This is a genomic window from Thioalkalivibrio sp. ALE21 (genome assembly GCF_003208255.1).
Classification (GTDB): Bacteria; Pseudomonadota; Gammaproteobacteria; order Ectothiorhodospirales; family Ectothiorhodospiraceae; genus Thioalkalivibrio; species Thioalkalivibrio halophilus.
Genome location: NZ_QKMA01000010.1, coordinates 78,052 through 99,110, shown reverse-complemented (window position 1 = coordinate 99,110; position 21,059 = coordinate 78,052). Strand labels below are relative to the sequence as shown.

General features: G+C 67.0%; 13 protein-coding genes, 1 tRNA gene and 1 pseudogene. 9 read left to right on the top strand and 6 right to left on the bottom strand.

The window, feature by feature from the left end; translation table 11 throughout:
- Window positions 1–563: radical SAM protein (locus D893_RS09550; RefSeq protein WP_146220546.1), on the bottom strand; the 563-nt coding region annotated here is incomplete at its 3' end.
- A 224-nt stretch (window positions 564–787) separates the two neighbouring features.
- Between D893_RS09550 and D893_RS09545 the strand changes: the two genes are divergently transcribed.
- From D893_RS09545 to D893_RS09535, 3 genes are all read left to right on the top strand, one after another.
- The gene (locus D893_RS09545; RefSeq protein ID WP_077243530.1) at window positions 788–3,697 is read left to right on the top strand and encodes a molybdopterin oxidoreductase family protein; all 2,910 of its coding nucleotides are present in this window, start codon (window positions 788–790) and stop codon (window positions 3,695–3,697) included.
- Between the two features lie 73 nt (window positions 3,698–3,770).
- On the top strand, window positions 3,771–4,466 hold the full coding sequence (locus D893_RS09540) for a 4Fe-4S dicluster domain-containing protein (protein ID WP_018869064.1): 696 nt from the start codon (window positions 3,771–3,773) through the stop codon (window positions 4,464–4,466).
- A 26-nt stretch (window positions 4,467–4,492) separates the two neighbouring features.
- On the top strand, window positions 4,493–5,431 hold the full coding sequence (locus D893_RS09535; protein WP_018947098.1) for a DmsC/YnfH family molybdoenzyme membrane anchor subunit: 939 nt from the start codon (window positions 4,493–4,495) through the stop codon (window positions 5,429–5,431).
- A gap of 117 nt (window positions 5,432–5,548) precedes the next feature.
- Here the strand turns inward: D893_RS09535 and D893_RS14010 are convergent, their stop codons facing one another.
- The 4 genes from D893_RS14010 to D893_RS09520 form a co-directional block, all read right to left on the bottom strand.
- Entirely contained in the window at window positions 5,549–5,683 is a 135-nt protein-coding gene (locus D893_RS14010) for a hypothetical protein (protein WP_018869066.1), read from the bottom strand.
- 75 nt (window positions 5,684–5,758) lie between these two features.
- On the bottom strand, window positions 5,759–7,621 hold the full coding sequence (locus D893_RS09530; RefSeq protein WP_077243531.1) for a diguanylate cyclase: 1,863 nt from the start codon (window positions 7,619–7,621) through the stop codon (window positions 5,759–5,761).
- Window positions 7,622–7,643: 22 nt separating this feature from the next.
- Window positions 7,644–11,516: a PAS domain-containing protein gene (locus tag D893_RS09525; protein WP_110619656.1), complete on the bottom strand. Its 3,873-nt coding sequence runs from the start codon at window positions 11,514–11,516 to the stop codon at window positions 7,644–7,646.
- Window positions 11,513–12,484, bottom strand: coding sequence for an ABC transporter substrate-binding protein (locus D893_RS09520; protein WP_110619655.1), 972 nt, complete (start codon window positions 12,482–12,484; stop codon window positions 11,513–11,515). Before D893_RS09520 ends, D893_RS09525 begins: the two co-directional genes overlap by 4 nt.
- Before the next feature lie 203 nt (window positions 12,485–12,687).
- Between D893_RS09520 and D893_RS09515 the strand changes: the two genes are divergently transcribed.
- Window positions 12,688–12,966: a hypothetical protein gene (locus tag D893_RS09515; RefSeq protein ID WP_110619654.1), complete on the top strand. Its 279-nt coding sequence runs from the start codon at window positions 12,688–12,690 to the stop codon at window positions 12,964–12,966.
- Between the two features lie 414 nt (window positions 12,967–13,380).
- On the opposite strand, the gene D893_RS09510 is transcribed toward D893_RS09515, so the two are convergent.
- Window positions 13,381–13,457: transfer RNA gene (locus tag D893_RS09510), tRNA-Arg, on the bottom strand.
- A 160-nt stretch (window positions 13,458–13,617) separates the two neighbouring features.
- On the opposite strand from D893_RS09510, the gene pgaA reads away from it, so the two are divergent.
- The 5 genes and pseudogenes from pgaA (at window position 13,618) to D893_RS13925 (ending at window position 21,014) form a co-directional block, all read left to right on the top strand.
- Complete coding sequence (pgaA, locus tag D893_RS09505; RefSeq protein ID WP_110619653.1) at window positions 13,618–16,080, top strand: poly-beta-1,6 N-acetyl-D-glucosamine export porin PgaA; 2,463 nt, start codon at window positions 13,618–13,620, stop codon at window positions 16,078–16,080.
- Window positions 16,080–18,131, top strand: a complete 2,052-nt coding sequence (pgaB, locus tag D893_RS09500; RefSeq protein ID WP_110619652.1) for a poly-beta-1,6-N-acetyl-D-glucosamine N-deacetylase PgaB — start codon at window positions 16,080–16,082, stop codon at window positions 18,129–18,131. The genes pgaA and pgaB overlap by 1 nt, the downstream gene beginning before the upstream one ends.
- A gap of 71 nt (window positions 18,132–18,202) precedes the next feature.
- Entirely contained in the window at window positions 18,203–19,471 is a 1,269-nt protein-coding gene (gene pgaC, locus D893_RS09495; protein ID WP_246863902.1) for a poly-beta-1,6-N-acetyl-D-glucosamine synthase, read from the top strand.
- Window positions 19,380–19,895: pseudogene (pgaD, locus tag D893_RS13930) on the top strand (poly-beta-1,6-N-acetyl-D-glucosamine biosynthesis protein PgaD); the annotation flags it as partial. The gene pgaC and the pseudogene pgaD, both read left to right, overlap by 92 nt.
- Window positions 19,896–20,129: 234 nt before the next feature.
- Window positions 20,130–21,014, top strand: a complete 885-nt coding sequence (locus D893_RS13925) for a c-type cytochrome (protein ID WP_246863905.1) — start codon at window positions 20,130–20,132, stop codon at window positions 21,012–21,014.
- Window positions 21,015–21,059: the final 45 nt, after the last annotated feature.

The window sequence follows — 21,059 nt, the reverse complement described above, 5'->3', positions numbered from 1 at the left end:
CGCAGGGTGAAACCGTGCTCGATGCAGAAGTCGACCATGTCGCCGACCTCAGTATCGTTGATGCCGCCCATCACCACCATGTTGATCTTGATCGGGTCGAGCCCGGCGCGCTTCGCCGCCATCAGCCCGTCGATCACCTTCTCCAGCTTGCCGCCGGTCACGTCCTTGAAGACCTCCGCGCGCAGGGTGTCCAGGCTCACGTTGATGCGCCCGACCCCGCCCGCGGCCAGCGCGTCGGCGTGCTTCGCCAGACGCACCGCATTGGTGGACAGCGAGATGTCGTCGATGCCCGGCAGGGCGTTCAGCCGCGCCGCCAGATCCGGAATGTTGTGGCGCACCAGCGGCTCGCCCCCGGTCAGGCGCACGCGCCGGGTGCCAAGGCGCCCGAAGGCCGCCATCACCCGCTCGATCTCGTCGAAGGTCAGCCAGTGCTCGGGCACTTCGAAATCGCGAAAGCCCTCCGGCATGCAGTAAAAGCAGCGCAGGTCGCAGCGGTCGGTGACCGACACGCGTACGTATTCGATCGTACGGCCAAAGGGATCCACAAGTCCGCGATCGTTCATCGAAGCTCCCGGCCTCGGGCGAGGCGATATGTTTGGCAGGACATATCGTAGGTCATGCGTGTCAGCATGTCGGAAATCGCACAGTTCCGGCGCAAGAATAAATAAATTCTTTCGCGAATAACTCCAGTCTATGCGTGCATAGAAAAGTCTCGTTGGCACCCGGCTCGCCGGGCATCCACAATACGCGGTGGACAACTGAACCGACAGTCAACGAGGTCGCGCCCATGAGTGCCCTGCCCGAATTCGAAGATCACGGCAAGCAGGAGATCAAGTACACCACCTGTTACATGTGTGCCTGTCGCTGTGGCATCAAGGTCACCGTGGAGGACAACAAGGTCCGCTACATCCAGGGGAACCGGCATCATCCGATCAACAAGGGCGTGCTCTGTGCCAAGGGCAACGCCGGGATCATGAAGCAGCAGTCCCCGGCCCGCCTGCACCAGCCGATGCGCCGCAAGCCGGGCACCGAGCGCGGCGCCGGCGAGTTCGAGCCGATCTCCTGGGACGAGGCCATCGATACCCTGTCCGAACGCCTGAAAAAGATCCGCGAGACCGATCCGCGCAAGCTGGCGTTCTTTACCGGCCGTGACCAGATGCAGGCCCTGACCGGCCTGTGGGCGACCCAGTTCGGCACCTACAACTGGGCGGCCCACGGCGGCTTCTGTTCGGTGAACATGGCCGCCGGCGGCCTGTACACCACCGGCTTCGCCTTCTGGGAATTCGGTGATCCCGACTGGGACCGCACCAAGTACCACATGCTGTGGGGCGTGGCCGAGGACCATGCCTCCAACCCGATCAAGATCGGGCTGGAGAAGCTCAAGCGCAACGGCGGCAAGTTCGTGGCCATCAACCCGGTGCGCACCGGCTACCAGGCGATCGCCGACGAATGGGTGGGCATCAAGCCCGGCACCGACGGCCTGTTCGCGCTGTCGATGCTGCACGTACTGCTGAAGAACAGCCAGTTCGACTGGGACTTCCTGGTGCGCTACACCAACGCCACCCAGCTGGTGGTGCAGACCCCGGGGCAGCAGGGCGACGGCCTGATCCTGCGCGACGACAACGGCAACCCGCTGGTCTGGGAGCTGGAGAAGGAAGACTTCGTTGACGGCAGTCAGGTGGACATCAAGCCGGCGCTGTTCGGCGAGTACACCGCGCCCGACGGCCGCCCGGTCAAGACCGTGATGACCCTGCTGGCCGAGCGCTATCTGGATGACGAGTACTCCCCGGAGAACACTGCCGAGATCACCGGCGTGCCGGCCGAGCAGACCGAGCGCCTGGCGCTGGAGATGGCCCACGTCGCGTTCAAGGAGACCATCGAGCTCGATATCGAGTGGACCGACTCCTGGGGCCGCAAGCACGACAAGGTGTTCGGCCGCCCGGTGTCCATGCACGCGATGCGCGGCATTTCCGCGCACTCCAACGGCTTCCAGACATGCCGCGCGATCCACTTCCTGCAGATCATGCTGGGTTCGGTGGACTGCCCCGGCGGTCACCTGGCCAAGCCGCCGTATCCCAAGCACGTCCCGCCGGGCATCAAGCCGGCGAAGGAATGCGCGCCGAACACCCCGCTGAAGAGCCCGCCGCTGGGGTTCCCGACCGCGCCGGAAGACCTGGTCATCGATGACGACGGCAACCCGCTGCGCATCGACAAGGCCTATTCCTGGGATGCGCCGATCTCCAACCACGGCATGATGCACATGGTCGTGACCAACGCGGTCAAGGGTGACCCGTACCCGATCGACACGCTCATCTTCTTCATGGCGAACATGTCGTGGAACTCCACGATGAACACCGCCGAAGTGATGGACATGCTGCGGGCCAAGGACGAGAACGGCGAGTACAAGATCCCGTACCTGGTGGTCTCGGACGCGTTCAACTCCGAGATGGTCAGCTTTGCCGACCTGGTGCTGCCGGATACTACCTATCTGGAACGCTACGACACCATCTCCATGCTCGACCGCCCGATCTCCGAGCCGGCCGCGGCGGCCGACTCCATCCGCCATCCGATTCTCGAGCCGGATCGCGACGTGCGCCCGTGGCAGGAGGTGATGGTCGAGCTGGCCGGCCGCCTGAAGTTCCCGGCATTCACGAAGGACGACGGCAGCCGCAAGTTTGCCGACTACAAGGACTTCATCGTCAACTTCGAGAAGGAGCCGGGCATCGGCTTTCTGTCGGGTTATCGTGGCAAGGATGGCCAGAGCCACCTGCGCGGCGAGCCGAACCCGAAGCAGTGGGAGGCGTACATCGAGAACCAGGGGTTCTTCATGTATCACCTGCCGGAGAGCCAGCAGTTCTACCGCTACGCCAACCAGGAGTATCTGGAGCTGGCGAAGCACGCCGGCTGGGTGGGCAAGACCGACCCGATCACCATCGAGCTCTACTCCGAGACCCAGCAGCGCTTCAAGCTGGCCGGTCAGGGCCTGTATGACGGTCCGCAGCCGACGAAACAGGAGCACAAGGATCGCCTGACCGAGTTCTTCGATCCGCTGCCGATCTGGCACAAGCCGCTGGAGCAGACCCGCATCGACGAGGACGAGTACCCGTTCTACGCGGTCAACCAGCGCCCGATGTTCATGTACCACTCCTGGGATTCGCAAAACGCCTGGCTGCGCCAGATCTGCGCCCAGAACTACCTGTACATGAACCGCCAGAAGGCCGAGTCCATGGGCATCGAGGACCTGTCCTGGGTGTGGCTGGAGTCGCACAACGGCAAGATCCGCGTGCAGGTGAAGCTGATCGAGGGCTGCGAGCCCAATACCGTCTGGACCTGGAACGCGATCGGCAAGCAGAAGGGCGCCTGGGGGCTGAAGGACGACGCCAACGAGTCGCAGAAGGGCTTCCTGATGAATCACCTCATCAGCGAGCTGCTGCCGAAGAAGGGCGACCCGGTGGACGATATCACCAACTCCGACCCGGTCACCGGCCAGGCCGCGTGGTATGACCTGAAGGTCAAGATCACGCCGGCCGAGCCGGAGGAAAGGGGCTCCTGGCCGCAGTTCGACAAGGTCAAGGCCACGCCGGGCATGTCCGAATCGCCGGACCAGCTGCGCTACCACGCGCACAAGCCCGTGCACCTGAACCGCGACATCCGCGACGTGCTGACCCGCGGCTCGCTGGACGACGACAAGAACTGAGCCGGCCCGCCCCGTGGCGGCCCGGCGCCGTCACGGGGCTCGCCCGCACGAACGATCTGAGGGAGTACCAACCATGCGTCTTGGACTCGTAATCGACATGGATACCTGCGTGGGCTGCCATGCCTGCGCGGTGGCCTGCAAGCAGTGGAACACCAGCGGCACCACCGGACCGCTGACCGACTATCAGCCCTACGGGGAAGACCCCAGTGGCGTGTGGTTCAACCGCATTCGCCACTATGAGGTCGGGGACTACCCCAACAACAAGACCGTCAACATCCCGATGTCCTGCATGCACTGCGAGCATGCCGACTGCGTGAACGTCTGCCCGACCGGCGCCTCCTACAAGCGCCCGGAAGACGGCATCGTGCTGGTCGACCAGGACAAGTGCATGGGCTGCAACTACTGCGCCTGGGCCTGCCCCTACGGCGCCCGCGAGCTGGACCGCGAAGACGGCGTGATGAAGAAGTGCACCCTGTGCGTGGACCGCATCTACGACGAGGCCCTGCCGCCGGAAGAGCGCCAGCCGGCCTGCGTGATCACCTGCCCGGCGCATGCGCGCTTCTTCGGTGACTTCGACGACGAAGAATCCGAGGTCAGCCGTCTGGTGCGCGAACGCGGCGGGGTGAAGCAGATGCCCGAGCTGGGCTACAAGCCGGTCAATACGTATCTGCCGCCGCGAGTCACCCGCCCCATTCCCACCGACGATGTGCGTGCCAATACGCTGATCAGCTCGGTGAAGGACTGGGTCAACAAGATGGTGGCGCGCTAAAGCGCCGCACCCGGGGAGAAAACACCATGCATCCTGCACTTTCCGTCATCCTGTTCACGGTCACTTCGGGCGCCGGCTATGGTCTGTTCGTCCTGCTGGTGATCTTCCACCTGGCCGGCATCGGTCCGGCGATGAGCCACGGTGAACTGATCGCCCACGGCGTTGCCGCGCTGGGCCTGATTACCTTCGGCCTGCTCCTTTCCACCGGCCACCTGGCGAACAAGAAGAACGCCTGGCGTTCGTTCATGCGCTTCAAGACCTCCTGGCTCTCGCGCGAGGCGGTGTTTGCCGTGCTGTTCTATCCGTTTGCGCTGGTCTATGGCCTCTGCGTGTTGCTGTTCGGTCCGGAGATCGGCCCGCTGGGCATGGTGGCCGGCCTGGTGGCCGCGATCCTCGCCGTGATCACGCTGTTCTCGACGGGCATGATCTACGGCTGCCTGAAGACCATCCGTCAGTGGAACACCGCACTGACCCCGGCCAACTACATCATGCTGGGCGTGGCCACCGGCGCGGTCGCCTATGCGGCCATTGCCAGCGCCTTTGGCAACGCCACCGCGATGCACGCCGGCGTGGCCATCGTGATGCTGCTGATCGCCGCGGTCCTCAAGGGGATCTACTATTTCTGGATCTCGCGCGTGACCGGCCCGACGATCAACACGGCCACCACCTTCAACCGTGCCACGGTGCGGCTGCTGGATACCGGCCACACCGCCGGTACGTTCCTGACCGACGAGTTTGGTTACGACCCGGGCAAGAACACCACGGACATCCTGAAGATGGCGGTGTTCCTGCTGGGCTTTATCGTCCCCGCGCTGGTGTTCGCGGCGGTGCTGACCGGCGCCCCCGCAGCGATCGGCTGGCTGGCCCTGGTGTCTACCCTGATCGGGGTCGGCATGGAGCGCTGGCTGTTCTTCGCCGAGGCCAAGCACGTGGTCCGCCTGTATCACGGTGCCCAGCACACCTGACCCGACGCGGCCGTAGTGCCGCAGCAAAAGACCCCGCAACCGGGTTCCCGGGTGCGGGGTCTTTTCGTTCAGGGGAACCCGACGCAGATGCCCGTCGGGTCGTTCGGGGATGCCGGGTTACTTGTTCTTGCCGGCCTCGCGCACGTTGTGCACGACCACATAGCCCACCCAGCCGAGGAAGACAACGATGCCGAGCAGGGTCGCAATGGTCAGGATGCCGATCGGGGACTGAAACAGGATTTCGGTAATCATGGCGCTCTCCCTGTGGTATATGCCGCACCTGCTACGAAAATAGACCTGTTCCCCGCGGGGCTGCCATGACCTGTCTCAATCTTTCGGCGGCTCTTCCTCTCTGGCGCTGCCGTTGACGACCACACAGTTGCGTCCCCGGGATTTGGCCGCGTAGAGGGCATCATCGGCCCGCCGCAGCGCATCGTCGGCGCCCCTGTCGTCCGCGCGAAGGATGGTCACCCCGATGCTGGTCGTCACCCCGGTGGTGTTCGGGCGTTCGGGCTGCGGCTCCATCGCCTCCACACGGGCCCGTACGCGCTCCGCGGTGTGCTCGGCGCCTTCCGGCGAGGTGCCGTGGAGGAGGATCGCGAATTCCTCGCCGCCCAGGCGTGCGGCGCGGTCGCCGGCCCGCAGCGCGGATGCGATACAGTCGGCGAACTCGACCAGCACCTGATCGCCGATCTCGTGACCGTAACGGTCGTTGAACCGCTTGAAGTGGTCGATGTCCAGCATCAGCAGGCCGGCGGTGTAGCCCGGTTCCCGGCGCATGCGCGCGTATTCGCGCTCCAGTTCGTCCATGAACAGCCGGCGGTTGGCCAGCCCGGTCAGCGGGTCGGTGCGCGCCAGCGTTTCCAGGCGCTGCTCCATTCGTTTGTGTTCGGTGATGTCCTGGACCACGCCCACCATGCGCCGGGCGTGCTGATCACGGTCGCGCTCGATCACTTGCCCTGCATCCAGCAGCCAGGCCTCGGACCCGGAGGGGTGGCGCACCCGGAATTCCGCGGAATAGCGCAAGGTTTCGCCCGCGAGGTGTCGCTGCAGCGCGGTGTCCCGGCGCTCGCGATCATCCGGATGCAGGACCTGCTCCCACAGCGTTATGGGCCCGATTCCTTCCGCCTCCGCCAGGCCTGTGAGCTCGCCCCAGCGGCGGTCGACATACATCGAATCCTGATCGACCCGCCAGTCCCACAGACCCAGGTGGGCCCCTTCGAGTGCGGCGGCCATGCGCGCCTCCGATTCGCGGACCCGTCCCTCCAGACTCGCGCGGCTGCGGGCATAGCGGATCGCGCGCACCAGGGTGGAGGTCTCGATACGACCCTTGACCAGGTAGTCCGCCGCCCCGGCCTCCAGTGTCCTGAGAGCGAAATCCTCGTCGTCGTAACCGGTCAGCACGATGATCGGCGTCTCCCGGAACCACTCGCGTGCGGCGCGTACGGTGTACAGCCCGGTGCTGTCAGGCAGTGACAGGTCGAGCAGAACGACGGCGGGCGACACCTTGTCCAGGACCTGCGGCACCGCCGACAAACGGTCGACCCAGGTGACGTCGAAGCGATCGCGGGCGGAGCCCCGCAGGCCGAAGCGCACCAGGTCGGCGTCTCCCGGCTCGTCTTCCACCAGTAGCACCGGCACGCCCTCCCTGCGGGTGTCCTCCGGGGCCGTTGCATGGTCTCCGCCTTTCCGGGGCGCTTCCGGCGAGGCGTCGCGACGCTCGGTCGGGGAAGGGGCGGGGGTCGGAGACGGGGCGTGCTCCGCCAGCGGCAGGTTCCAGTCCTGCGCCAGTCGCTGTACCCGGACGCAGAACTGTTCCATGTCCAGCGGCTTGACCATGTAGTCGGCCGCACCGTTTTGCCGGCTGGCGCGGATGTCGCGTTCCAGATCCGAGGTGGACAGGACGACCACCGGGGTCGCGTCCGCCTGATCGGTTTCGCGCAGGCGTTGCAGGAACTCCAGGCCGCCCATGTGCGGCATGTTCAGGTCCAGCAGGATCAGCCCCGGCTGCGGGGCATGGTCGTAGGGCGCCTCACCCGCCAGAAACCGCAGGGCCTCGCGCCCGTCGTTCACGTGATGCAGGCGCGCGGTGACCCCGGCTTCCTCGAAGGCCATGCGCGTCAGGTGGACGTCCGCCGGTTCGTCTTCCACCAGCAGGACGTCGGTGACCGGCTCGGCGTTCTCGCTCATCGGGTGGTCTCCACGGGCCCCTTCATCCGTTCGATTCGTTATCAGTCTGCTCGTCGCCCGGGATCCGGCGGGGTATCCGGAACCAGAAGGTGCTGCCGTGTCCCGGTCCGTCCGATTCGGCGCCGATGCGGCCGCCGTGATGTTCCACGATCCGGCGGCACAGCGCCAGACCGATACCGCTGCCCTCGTATTCGCCGTGACCGTGCAGGCGCGAGAAGACCCGGAACAGTCGATCCTCCTGATCCTGCGGGATGCCAACCCCGTTGTCGCGCACGCGGACCTCCCAGTGGTCGCCATCGATGCGTCCGTCGATGCGGACCTCGGGGCGCGTGTCGCCCGGCACGTACTTCAGCGCATTGTCGATCAGGTTCTGCAGCAGGCGTACCAGCTCGTCCTGGCTGGCGACCAGGCGCGGCCAGTCGCCTTCGACGTCGATGCGCGCGGATGTTTCGGTCACTGCCGGCTGCAGGAACGCCAGAGCGGTGTCCAGGACCTCGCGGGTGTCCAGCGGAGCCATGGGGTCGGTCTTGCGTCCCACTCGGGAGTATTCCAGCAGGCCCACGATCATGCGGTCCATGCGTCGGGCGCCCTCGGTGGCGTAACCGAGGAAACGCTGCTGGTCGGCATCCAGCTGTTCGCCCAGGCTGCGCTCCAGCAGCTGCAGGTAGCTGCTGACCATGCGCAGCGGCTGGCGCAGATCGTGGGATACCCCGTAGGCGAACTGCTCCAGCTCCTCGTTGGAGCGGCGCAGCTCCAGATTCAGCCCTTCCAGGGCCTGTTGCACCCGGTGGCGTTCCAGTACGTTGCCCAGCAGGTCCGCCACGTGCCGCAGGGTCTCGGCGTCCTCCGGCCCCCAGGATGCCGTGCCGTGTACGTCCACTACACCCAGCAGGCCCACGGGGTCGCCGGCGGCCTGTAGCGGAGCGGCCATCATCGCCCGTATGCCCAGAGCCCGCATGAGCTCGTGTTCGGCGGAGGAGCTCTCGCCGGTGTGAGCGTTACCCGGCATTTGCATCAGCTGTCCCTGCTCCATCCGTTGCCGCCAGGCCGGCAGATCGTCCAGGTTCAGCGCCTGCAGTTCATCCTTTTTCCGCGGGATGCCCGGGGCCGCCCATTCGTGGGTGTTGTCCATCAGCGACCCGTTGCGCCGCAGCAGAAGAACCGCGGACCGGCTGGCTCCCAGCAGTTCCCCCAGCACCTCCAGCGATTCCTCGATCGCCCGGTCCACGTCGCGTCGGGTCACCAGACGCGTGGCGATGTCGGAGGTCGCGCGGTCGGCGGCCTGGCGCCGGGCCAGGGCTTCTTCCGTGGCCTTGCGTTCGGTGATGTCGAGCACCGTCCCCAGCATCCACAGAGGCGTGCCCTCGTCGTCGAATTCCACCTCGCCCTGCTGGTAGACCGTGCGGACCTCGCCGTCCGGGCGCAGGATCCGGTGTTCCACCCGGTAGGGCACACCCGGGCCGCTCACCGAGGCATCGAAGGCCGCGCGGACCGTGTCGCGGTCGTCCGGGTGGACCCGTTCCATGAAGGCCGCCTCGGTCGCGCCCCATTGGTCGTGATCCAGACCGAAGATGCGGTAGACCTCCTCCGACCAGCGGATCTCGCCGGAGCGGAAATCGGATATCCAGTTGCCCATGTGGGCGATGCGCTGGGCCTCGGCCAGTTCGTTCTCGCGCTGGCGCAGCTCGGCCTCGACCTCCTTGAGCCGCTGGATATCCACGTGGATGCCTGTCATCCGCCGCGGTCCGCCCTGCGCGTCCCATTCGACGACTCGTCCCCGGCCGAGGGTCCACCGCCAGCCGCCGTTGGCCAGGCGGTAGCGGAATTCGATGGAGAATTTCCCGCCCTCCGCCAGCTGGCGCTGTACTTCCGCTTCCGCCTGGACGAGATCCTCCGGGTGGATCCGGTTGCGCCAGTCCTCGTAGGCCAGCAACCGGCCCTCCCCCGGGTCCTCGCCCAGCATGCGCCAGCACTGATCATCCCAGTGGATCCGGTCTTCCGGGACATCCCATTCCCAGATGCCGAAGCGCGCGGCCTCCTGGGCCAGGCGGAAGCGGGCCTCGCTGTCGGCCAGGGCCCGTTCCATCACCTTGCGCACCGAGATGTCCTGGAAGGACACCACCACGCCGGTCAGTTCGCCGGTGTCGTCGCGCGTGGGCGAGGCGTAGACCAGGGCCGGGAAGGCCTCACCGTCCTGGCGCCAGAAATGATCCTCCCAGGCCTCCACCGTCTCGCCACTGAGCAGGACCCCGTGGATCGGGCATTCCTCCGCGGGATAATGCGAGCCGTCGGGATGACTGTGATGGGTCGTGGTGTGGGAATCCCGCCCCAGGGCCTCGGTCTGGTCGGCGAAGCCCAGCAGGCGACAACCGGTGGGGTTGATGAAGCTGAAACGACCCTCCCGGTCGATGCCGAACACGCCTTCGCCCAGGCTGGCCAGCAGGTTCTCGCGGAAGCGGCGTTCCTCGCTGCGCGCAACCTCCATCGTGAATCGCTGGCTGACGTCGCGCACGATCATCAGCACTTCGCGGTCGTTCAGCGGGACCACCCGGGCCTCGAAATGGCCGGGCATGCCCAGTGCGGTCGTGTCGTATTCGAAGTCGCGGACCTCGCCGCTGTCCAGTGCCTCGCGGATCGCCCGCGTCCCCTGTTCCGCATAGGCGGGCGGGAACAGCTCGTCCAGGCGCCGCCCGAGAAACTCCTCGGGTGGCATCAGCAGCATCTCTTCCGAGACGGCCTCGCATTCGATGAAGGTGCCGTCGCGGTCCATCCGGAACAGGCTGTCCGGCAGGGCCCGCATCAGTGCGCGCGCGTGGGCCTCGCTGCGCTCCAGCGCCGCCGCCTTTTCTTCCAGTTCCCGGCGCACTGTGGTCAGGCGACGGTTCACCAGCACCAGGCCGAGGATCAATGCGAGCATGAGACTGCCGACCAGCAGCGTCAGGGTGACCTGCTGGCCGTAGACCTGCATGAATTCCCGCAGGGTAAGCTGCGGGAGGGCATCGAAGGGCGGCAGTCGGAGTTCGCGTGCCAGCTCCTCTACCGGTTCGTAGTCCATGGGTACCGCAAAGCCGTCGATACCCGCGCCCTGCGCGGGTGCCGACTGGCGGTCCAGTTCCAGCAGGGCGACCAGCATGCGGTGGCTGAGCTCGCGGGGTACGTGGCCAATCGCGATGAACGGCCATTCCGGATACAGCCGGGTGGACAGCGCCAGCGGGAAATCCGCCATGTCCTGGCGGGCGATGACGCGGACCTCCTCCGGGTCGATCCGACCGGCATCCTGCAGGCGCTCCAGGATCCCGATGCGCACGAACCCCACGTCCGCTTCGCCGTCCAGGACCCGTTCCACCACCCGGTCGTGCGGCATTCCGGTGAATTCGACGTCTGCATCACGCGGTGTCGCGCCGCGTTCGCGCAGTTCCCGCGCCTGGGCCTGGTAGCCGCCCAGTGATTCGGGCACTACGGCCGCGATTCGCTGCCCGGCGACGTCTTCCCAGTCCTGGATGTGATCGTGGTCGGCGCGGGTAAAGGCGACCCCGCCGAACCCGCGTAGCGGTGTCCCGTGGTGCATGGGGACCAGGGTTGCCAGGGCACCCGACAGGTGATTGTCGCTGCGGATGCGGATGAAGTGGGTGGGATTGGTCAGCAGGAAATCCAGCCGGTTATTGCGAAGCTCCTGATCCAGCGCCGAGTATTCGGCGATCACCGCGTCCACCGTCACGTCATCCAGTTCCGCGTCCAGGTGCTGGATCAGCGGGCCCCAGCGCTCCCGGGCCACATCCTCCGGCTCAAAGGCCAGGATCCCCACGGTCACGCTGCGCTCGGCCACCGCCGGCGTCGCTGCAAGCATCAGCACGGCGACCAGCAGGGGTACTGCGATCCCGATCGCGTATCTCATCGGGGCTCCTCGCGCGGCAGCAGATCGGGGCGTACCAGTTCATCCCCGAAGTCGCGGTCCAGCGGCGCGTCCGCATCTCCCATCAGACCGGCGATCTCCCGTGCCGCCTGCAGGACCCGGGAATCGGCACCGGCCAGCAGGCGGCGGTTGCTGGCCGGATCCGGCAGCACCAGTCCGCGGAAGGTTTCCATGGCGCGGTGGCCGGGGACCCCGAGGCGTTCCGCCATGCGGTAGCCCGCGTCCACCGGATTGGCGCGCAGGTGATGCAGGGCACGGAAATGCGCCGCGATCAGGTGGCGGGTCGATCGTTCGAGACGCTCCAGGTGACCGGCCTCGATCGCGAGGACATCGAAGATCGTGTCGGGCATCGCCCGGCTGTCGAACAGGACATGCGCGCCGTCGTCCCGCAGGCGGTCGGCGACGGGCTGATAGGTCACCACGGCATCCACTTCATCCCGCTCCCAGGCGGCCTCCTGCTCGTCGATGGTCAGCGACACCGTTTGCACCTCGTCGCGGGCAAGGCCCGCGGCGTCCAGGGTGTGGTGGAGCATCAGAGCCCCCAGAGCCGAGTCTTCCACGCCGACCCGGCGCCCGGCCAGATCTTCCAGGCTTTCAATCGCGGGGCGCGCCAGCACCATGTCGGCCCCTGCGGAGATGTTGAAGACCAGCACGACGCGAAGATCTGTCCCCCGGGCGCGCACCCGCAGCACCTCGTCCAGGGTCAGCGCCGCACCATGGACCTCGCCGGCGGCCAGCCGGCGCATGGATTCGCTGGCGGAAGCGGTCTCGCGCAGCCGGACCCGCTCGGGGTCCAGCCAGCCCATGGCCCGGGCCAGGAACATCGGCTCGTAGCCCGGCCATACGTGGCCGGCAATCTCCAGTGGCGGCTCCGGGCGGCCACAGGCCCCCAGCAGGGCGGGGAGGGTGGCGCCGGCGGCGACCAGAAAGCTGCGTCGATCCATGTGCATGTCCGCATCGGGCGGGGGCGGCCCGGCTGGTCCGGGCGGTTGATAAGGTGTTCCAGTCTACAGACTCGCGGTTTGGCGCGTCGCCGTTCCCTCGCGATTGCGCCGGCCGGGACGCATGCGCGTGGATCAAGCGCGTGTTGCTGCCGGCGCGCGTGCCGGGTGTAGACTTGGAACAGGTAGCGGACTTGCAGGAGGTACGCAGCATGCTTGCGGAACGTGTGGAGGAATGGACCCGGGACTGGAAGCAGCAGGGGATCGAGGAGGGGCGAAGGGAAGGACGCGAACTGGGTCGTGAAGAGGGTCGTGAAGAGGGCCGCAAGGAAGGCGAGGAAGCCGTGCTGCTGCGCCTGGTGGAGATGCGTTTCGGCGCCGAGGTGGCCGAAACGTATCGTGCCCGAATCGAACAGGCGGATTCGGAGACGTTGCTGCGCTGGTCCGAGCGGATTCTGACGGCAAAACGTCCGGAAGATCTCTTCGCCTGACGGCCGGCCGTCAGGCCAGCCGGATGGCCTCCCGTCTGCGTGCTCCGTACGCTCGCCTTTCCGGGGGTGAGCGGGAACAAAGGAGCGGCATGTGGCCGGCGGTTGTAGCAACGCAATTGCGTGACGGGGCCGCCACTTTCCGCGGGCGACCTTCCCGATGACGCCCCGGGTTCCGCCGCCGTTCGAATATGTTCATCTCGGCTTTCTGCCGTTTCGTCATCAGGCCCGGACCTTCGAGCGCCTGGGCGGCGCGGTGCCCTGGTCGACGCTGGAGGCCTCGGGGATCGGTTCCGGCACAAAAGCTCGGAGCCGTGCATCTCGCCTGCCCCGTCTTCAATGTAGTCATCGGCCGTTGTGGGAGGTTCACCGATGAACCACCCGGATCGGATGGCAGGGCCTGGATCTTGCGGGAAATGGCGCGCCCGAGAGGATTCGAACCTCTGACTTCCACCTCCGGAGGGTGGCGCTCTATCCAGCTGAGCTACGGGCGCTTCGCGGCAGTATGCTACGCCTCGGCCGGTTCTGCGTCCAGTCTTTCGTGTGGCTGCGAGTGGATCACGCGTGTCTCACGGGACGCGCTTGTTCGCCCTCGGGGAATCCTGTTTACTCGTCCGCACTTTGCGACAGGGGCACCACGCGGCGGGAAACGGGATGACAGGGATCGGGAGTGCGGGAGACAGGAGCATCCTGCGGGCGCTGGCGGGGCTGGGCCTGACGGTGTTACTGGCCACGGATGTGGCGGCGGGGACTGACGCGGCGCGCGAGGCGGCGGTGGAGGCCGCGCGGGCCGGGGATGGCGCGGCGGCGATCGTCGAGCTCGAGCGGCTGCACCGCAGTGCCCCGACGGATCCGGCGGTGCTGGCGGATCTGGTGGTGGTCCTGCGCAACGAGGGGGAGAACGAGCGCATCGTCGAATGGATGGAGGGCCGCGCGCCGGCCTCGCTGCCGGACTATGCCCACATGAGCTGGGCGGGTGCGCTGCGCGACCAGGGGCGTTTTGCCGACGCGGCCGATGTCCTCGCCGATTCGCGCCATGCCATCGGTCCGCGGGCGCATTTGCTGTACGCGGCGGCGCTCGCCGAATCGGGTTTTCCCGACCAGGCGCTGGAGGCCCTGCCGGCGCCGGGCACCCCCGGCCTGGACGCCGACGAGCATACACTCATGGCCTACGTGCTGCGGATCGCGGGAGAGCCGCGCGCGGCCCTGCGGGCGGCGCGTCATGCGCTGGATGCCGAACCCGGGCTGGAAGATGCGCTGCGGCAGCGGATCCTGGCGCTGTCAGGGGTCGGGGCGGCGGGTTCGGCGCGGCGGCTGGCCGATGCGAATCCCGGCCTGATGTCCGCGGAGCTGCACGCCACGCTGGTCAATGATCACCTCGCGGCGCAGCTCCGCGAGGCGCTGCGGGAACGCCTCCGCCGGGAGCGTGCCGGGCAGATGGCACGGCGCGACGAGCCGGTGGAAGAGGTGCTGGAATCCCTGCAGGTGGCGCGCCTCGGAATGGATCCCGGAGGTACGGCTTTTCGGCGCAACACGCACGATCAGATCTTTGTGCTGCGCGAACTCGGCCGGCATGCCGAAGCGGTGGCCCTGTGGGAAGGCCTGGAGGATCGGGATGCCGCGCCGCCCTACGTGCGCCGCGCGGTCGCCGACGGGTATCTGGCGACCCGGGAGCCGGAGCGGGCCGGAGAGATGTACGCCGCCCTGATTGGGGAATCCGACAGCCCCGACGCCTCCCTGCTGACCAGCCGCTATTTCTCGCTGATCGAGGCCGAGGATTACGCTGCGGCCGCAGAGGTGCTGGAGCGGCTGGTGGATGAAACCCCGATCTGGCTGCGGGTCCCGGAGGAGCGTCCGGCCGACACCCCGAACTGGGAGCGCGTCGGGGTCGAGCAGCTGCAGGCGATGGACCGCGCCTACCGTAATCGCGCGGATCAGGCCGATGCCATGCTGGCCGAGCGGATCCGGCGGGCTCCGGCCAACGCCGATCTGCGCAATGCCCATGCCCGCGTCCTGCGCTGGCGGGGCTGGCCGCAGGCCTCGGTCGAAGCCACGCAGCTGGCGGAACTGGAGGCCCCCGAGGCGGCCGATACTCGCCTCAATCATGCCGCCAATGCGCGTGATCTGGGGGACTTCGCGCGCTGGGAGCAGGAGCTGGAGACCCTGGAGCGGGACTTCCCGCGCAACTCCCGGGTGCGGACGCTGGCGCGTCAGTGGGAGGATCGCGGCCGCCCGGCGATCCGCGGCGAGGTGGAGTACGGGCGGACCTCCGGACCGGACGACCAGACCGGACTGACCGGCGATCGCGACCTGCGTACCGAGCTGCGTCTGGATTCGCCATGGAGTCGCCGTAACCACCTGCGGGCCTTTGCGCTGCACCGGACCGAGCAGGGTGAGTATGACGATCGCTGGCTGCGTCAGGACCGGGTGGGCGTGGGCCTGGAATGGGAGGCCCTGCGGCGCAATGCCTGGGTGCGTCTGGATGCCGACCGGCAGGACAGCTCGCAGCTCGGTCTGGCCATGGGCTGGTCCCACTGGCTGAACGATCACTGGAACTACAGTCTGGAGGTCGACTCGCGGTCCTTGCACACGCCGCTGCGCGCCAGCGACGCCGGGCTGGACGGGGAGCGCCTGAACGGCTCGGTCTTCTGGCGCGCGAGCGAGCGCCTGTCGGCCTACGGCGGGCTGTCCCTGCTGCGGATCGATGACGGCAACCGCCGGGTGTCCGCGACCGCGGGTGCGACGCGCAGGCTGCATGCCTCTGCGCATCACGTGACCGAGGGCGGCGTGGACCTGTTTGCCGAGCGCAATTCGCAGCCCGGCGGTCCCTATTTCAATCCGCGCCACAGTGCCAGTGGTTCCCTGCGTCTGGAGCACGACTGGCTGACCTGGCGCGATTACGACCGGTCGCTGACCCAGGAATTCCGGGTGTCGGCGGGCATGGGTTATCAGGCGGATTTCGGCTCGGCGGCGATCGGGGATGCCGGTTATCACCACCGCTGGCAGCTGGGGCCGCGCTGGTCGCTGCATTACGGAGTCGGGGCCAGTACCCGGGTCTACGACGGCGACCGCGAGCAGCGGTATTACCTGCAGGCCGGTTTCGAGGGGAGGTTCTGATGAAGCGCTGGATGCTGGGCCTGGTCGGGTTCTGGCTGGGGCTGCCGGCGGTGGCCCTGGCGGAAGCGGATACTGCGAACCCCGGGGTGCCGGAGATCCCGGAGGGCCACTATTTCACCCTCGCCTACCACGATGTACGCGACGAGGTGGAGCCGGAGATCGACGCGGACCCCTATGCGGTCAGCACGCAGCGGCTGGCGCGCTGGTTCGAATGGATGCAGGAGAACGACTGGAATCCGGTCTCGCTGGAAGATATCGAGGCGGCCGGCCGGGGCGAGGCATCGCTGCCGCCCAATGCCGTGCTGCTGATCTTCGATGACGGGCTGCGCAGCATGTATACGCATGTGTTCCCGCTGCTGGAGGAGTTCGATTACCCGGCGGTTTCCGCGATCACGACGAGCTGGCAGGAAGCGGCACGGGAAGGTCGCGAGGTGGATTACGACGGCGGGCGATTCTCCGATGTGGGGGAGGACTTCGCCGATCCCGACGACCCGCGGATCGTGGCGGCGGGCGGCGAGACGCTGTACGCCGATGATTTCTTCACCTGGGACGAGGCGCGCGAGATGCGTGATTCGGGGCTGGTGGAGTTCGCCAGCCACTCCCATGACCTGCACCACGGGATTCTGGCCAATCCGCAGGGCAACACGCAGCCGGCCGCGGTGGTTCGCGAGTACGACCCGGAATCCGGCGCCTACGAATCGGAAGAGGCCTTCGAGCAGCGTATCCGCGAGGACCTGGAACGCAGCTCCCGGGTGCTTGAAGAGCGCCTCGGCGAGGCGCCCCGTGCGATCGTCTGGCCCTACGGGGCGGGCACCGAGGCGATCGAGGAGATCGCTGCGGAGGTCGGCATGCCGTATTCCTTTACCCTTGGCAGCCGGCTGTTCAGCCCTGCGGGCCGGCGTGCGGATATTGGTCGGATGCTGATCATGGACGATCCTCTGCCTGCCGATATCCTCGCCGGCATCACCAACCGGCTGGATCCGCCCCGGGACTACCAGCGCGCCGTGCACGTGGACCTGGACTACATCCACGATCCCGACCCCGAACAGACCAACCGTAATCTGGGCCAGCTACTGGACCGGATCAAGGACATGCAGGTGCGCAGTGTCTACCTCCAGGCGTTCGCCGATCCCGACGGGGACGGCAATGCCGATGCCCTGTATTTCCCCAACCGGCACCTTCCCGTGCGCGACGACCTCTTCAATCGCGTCGCCTGGCAGCTGCGTACCCGCGCCGGGGTGGAGGTCTATGCCTGGATGCCGTTGCTGTCCTTTGACCTGCCCGATCGCGAACGGCAGGCCGGGCTCTCGGTGCGTCACTGGACCGCCGACGGCGAGATCGAGCGCTCCGATCGCGACTACCGGCGCATGAGCCCGTTCCTGCCGGAGAGCGCGGAGCTGGTCGGGGAGATCTACGAGGACCTCGGGCGCATGGCGCCCGGCATCCACGGGATCCTGATCCACGACGATGCCTATCTGGGCGACGATGAGGACGCCGCCGCCTGCCTGCCGGAGGCCCGCTGGCCGGGCAGCGACGACCCGATCCGCGAGTGCCGCCTGGAACCGCGCGACAGGACCCGCGCGCTGATCGAATTCGGCGCGGCCATGGTGGAACGTGCCGGACGCCACATCGCGGTCGGCAACGACCTCAGGGTGGCCCGCAACATGTATGCCCGGCCGGTGCTGGATCCGGATGCCGAGGCGCGCTTCGCCCAGGCCCTGGGGCCGTTCGTCGAGCATTACGACGAGGTGGCCCTGATGGCGATGCCCTACCTGGATGGTACCGACCTGCCCGAGGAGAAGTGGTTCGACCGGCTGTTCGAAGCGGTGGATGAACACCCGAAGGGTGTCGATCGCGTGGTGTTCGAGCTGCAGACGCGGGACTGGGAAGAAAACGAGTGGATTCCCACCCGCACCCTGGTCGCCTGGATCGAGCAGCTCAAGCGCCGCGGGGCCGGCCATTTTGCCTATTACCCGGACGATCCCTTCAACGATCACCCCGAACTCGAGGTGATCCGCGAGGGCATGTCCCTGACCGGATTTCCCTACTGACATGCCGGTGCGGGACGGGAAGCGGGCGATCGCCGCATTTCGCGGTCGCCGATCAAGGATGACGGGAGTGCATGATGATCCGTGACGTAATGTTCGCGTTTGCCTTTTTCTACCCGCTGATCATGGCCTGGATGTGGATGTTCGGCGGGCTCTGGTACTACCTGCGCTGGGAACGGGGCAACCGTACGCCGCCACCGGTGAAGGGGGACCCGGGGGTCAGCATCATCATCCCCTGCTTCAACGAAGAGGCCCAGATCCGCGAGACCATCGCCTACGCCCTCGCCTCCGAATACCCGGACTTCGAGGTCATCGCGGTCAATGACGGCAGTGGCGACAACAGCGCCGCGATCCTCGACGAACTGGCGTACGAACACCCGCGCCTGCGGGTCATCCACCTGGCCTCCAATCAGGGCAAGGCCGTGGCCCTGCGCACCGGGGCCCTCGCCGCCCGCAACGAATACCTGGTGTGCATCGATGGCGACGCCCTGCTGCACCCGGAGGCGGTGCACTGGCTGGCGTTTCACCTGGCGTCGGGGCCCCGCGTCGGTGCGGTCACCGGCAACCCGCGTATCCTCAATCGCACCACCATGCTGGGCAAGCTACAGGTGGGCGAGTTCTCCTCCATCATCGGTCTGATCAAACGGGCGCAGCGGGTCTACGGGCGGGTCTTCACAATCTCGGGCGTGATCGCCGGTTTCCGCCGGACCGCGCTCGACCGGGTCGGGTACTGGGCTCCCGACATGGTCACCGAGGACATCGACATCTCCTGGCGCCTGCAGATGGATCACTGGGACGTGCGCTACGAGGCCAACGCCCTGACCTACATCTACATGCCGGAAACCCTGCGCGGCCTGTGGAAGCAGCGCCTGCGCTGGGCCCAGGGCGGGATCGAGGCGCTGGTGCGCCATCTCCCGGATCTGTTCATGTGGCGACGCCGGCGTTTCTGGATGGTGGCGCTGGAATTCGGGGTCAGTGTCCTGTGGGCCTACGTGATCCTGTTCATCATGCTGCTGTTCGTGGTCGGCCAGCTGGTACCCCTGCCGCCGCAGTGGCACATCGAGACCCTGCTGCCACAATGGAACGGGGTGATCCTGGGTGTGACCTGTCTGATCCAGTTCCTGGTGAGTCTCGCGATCGACCGCCACTACGAACCGCGCCGCCGGTTCCTGCGCAACTATCTCTGGATCATCTGGTACCCGCTGGCGTTCTGGGTGCTGTCGGTGTTCACCACCGTGGCGGCTTTCCCGCGTGCGCTGTCCAAGCCGCGCGGCATGCGGGCCCGCTGGACCAGCCCGGACCGCGGCCTGCGGGCGGAAGCGTCGGGAGAGGGCCGTGACTGACGCAAGGCAGCGCCCCCGGATTCCGGAGGTCCTCGATTTTCCCGAGCTGCGCACCGCCCGCCACCGGGGGGTGGGAGCGATGCTGGCGCTCGCCGGGTGGGCGCTCTGGCTCTATCTGCTGACGCCGTTGCTGGCCCTGGGGGGCTGGGTGTTCGGGTTCGGGCGGTTCGAGGAATATGTCCTCGATGACCCGCTGCGTACGGCCTTCACGGTGCAGATCTACGTGCTGGTGGTGATCGTGGCCGGGGCCCTGTTCCTCGGCTGGGCGATCTACAATATGGTCCGTTTCCGCGGACGTGAACGCCGCCGGGCGCCGCCGCCGGTGAATGCCGAGGGTCTGGCCCGCTCGTTCGGGCTCGATCCGTTCGCCGTGCAGCGGACACAGGGTGCCCGGGTCGGCGTGGTGCAGTTTGATGAGGACGGGCGGGTGCTGGATACCCGTCTCCTGGTGCCCTTGTCGGTGGAGAAGGCGGCCGGCCCCCCCGGTGCGCATTCGGAGTATTCGAGTGCTGCACTCGGTTTGTGGCCTGCCGCTGCCGGATGCCCTATACTTTCGCCCCTCGTGCGCGCCCGTGCGCCGCAGCTTTCAGGGCCGCGCCCGGATTCCAGGGGAAACCAAAATCAAGGCCGCATTCGGCCGGATCTCGGAGGGAGAGAAGTGGCGAATCAACCGATCAAGATGGATGCCGGGAACAAGGTGCTGCTGTTCGTCTCGGCAATCGCGCTGGCGGGCGCGGTCATTTTCCTGGTGGCCCAGCTGGTGAACTGGCTCGGCCAGATGGGTGTGGCCGAGCGGACCCCCATCAGCGAAGAGGAACTCACCGCGCGGCTGACCCCGGCCGGTCGGGTAGAGGCCGGTACGGTTGAAGTGGACGAGGAAGAAGCCGAGGTGAGCGCCGGCGACATCTACCAGAATGTCTGTGCGGCCTGTCATGACACCGGCGCTTCCGATGCCCCCATCATCGATGACTCCGAGGAGTGGGCCTCGCGTTTCGATGAAAAAGGTCTGGATACCCTGTTCGAGCACTCCATCGAAGGCTTCAACGCCATGCCGGCGCGGGGTGGCGATTCGAGCCTGAGCGACGAAGAAGTGCAGCGGGCGGTGGCCTACATGCTGGATCAGGCCGACGTTGACCACGGCTGGTCGCCCGATAACGGCGACGAGGACAATGGCAACGGTAATGACGAAGAGAACGGCAACGACAACGGTAACGGCAATGACGAGGACGAAGCCGCCGAAGATGACACCGCCGCCAATGGCGATACGGTGAACGGCATCGATCTGGCGGCCGGTGATGCCGCGCGCGCCGAAAGCCAGCTGTATGGCCGTTGCATCTCCTGCCACGGTGCTCAGGGTCAGGGCGTCGGCATCTTCCCGTCGATTGCCGGGGAGTCCGCGGAATTTATCGCTCAGCGTCTGGTGGCCTACCGTGCCGGCGAGACCGTGGGTGACGACACCCACCTGATGGCGCCGAATGCGCGTAACCTGTCGGATGAGGACATCGCCGACCTGGCGGTCTTTATCGCCGAATTCGAAGGCTGATCGGCTGCGGCCGATTCCGGGCCCGTCGCGGGAGACCGCGGCGGG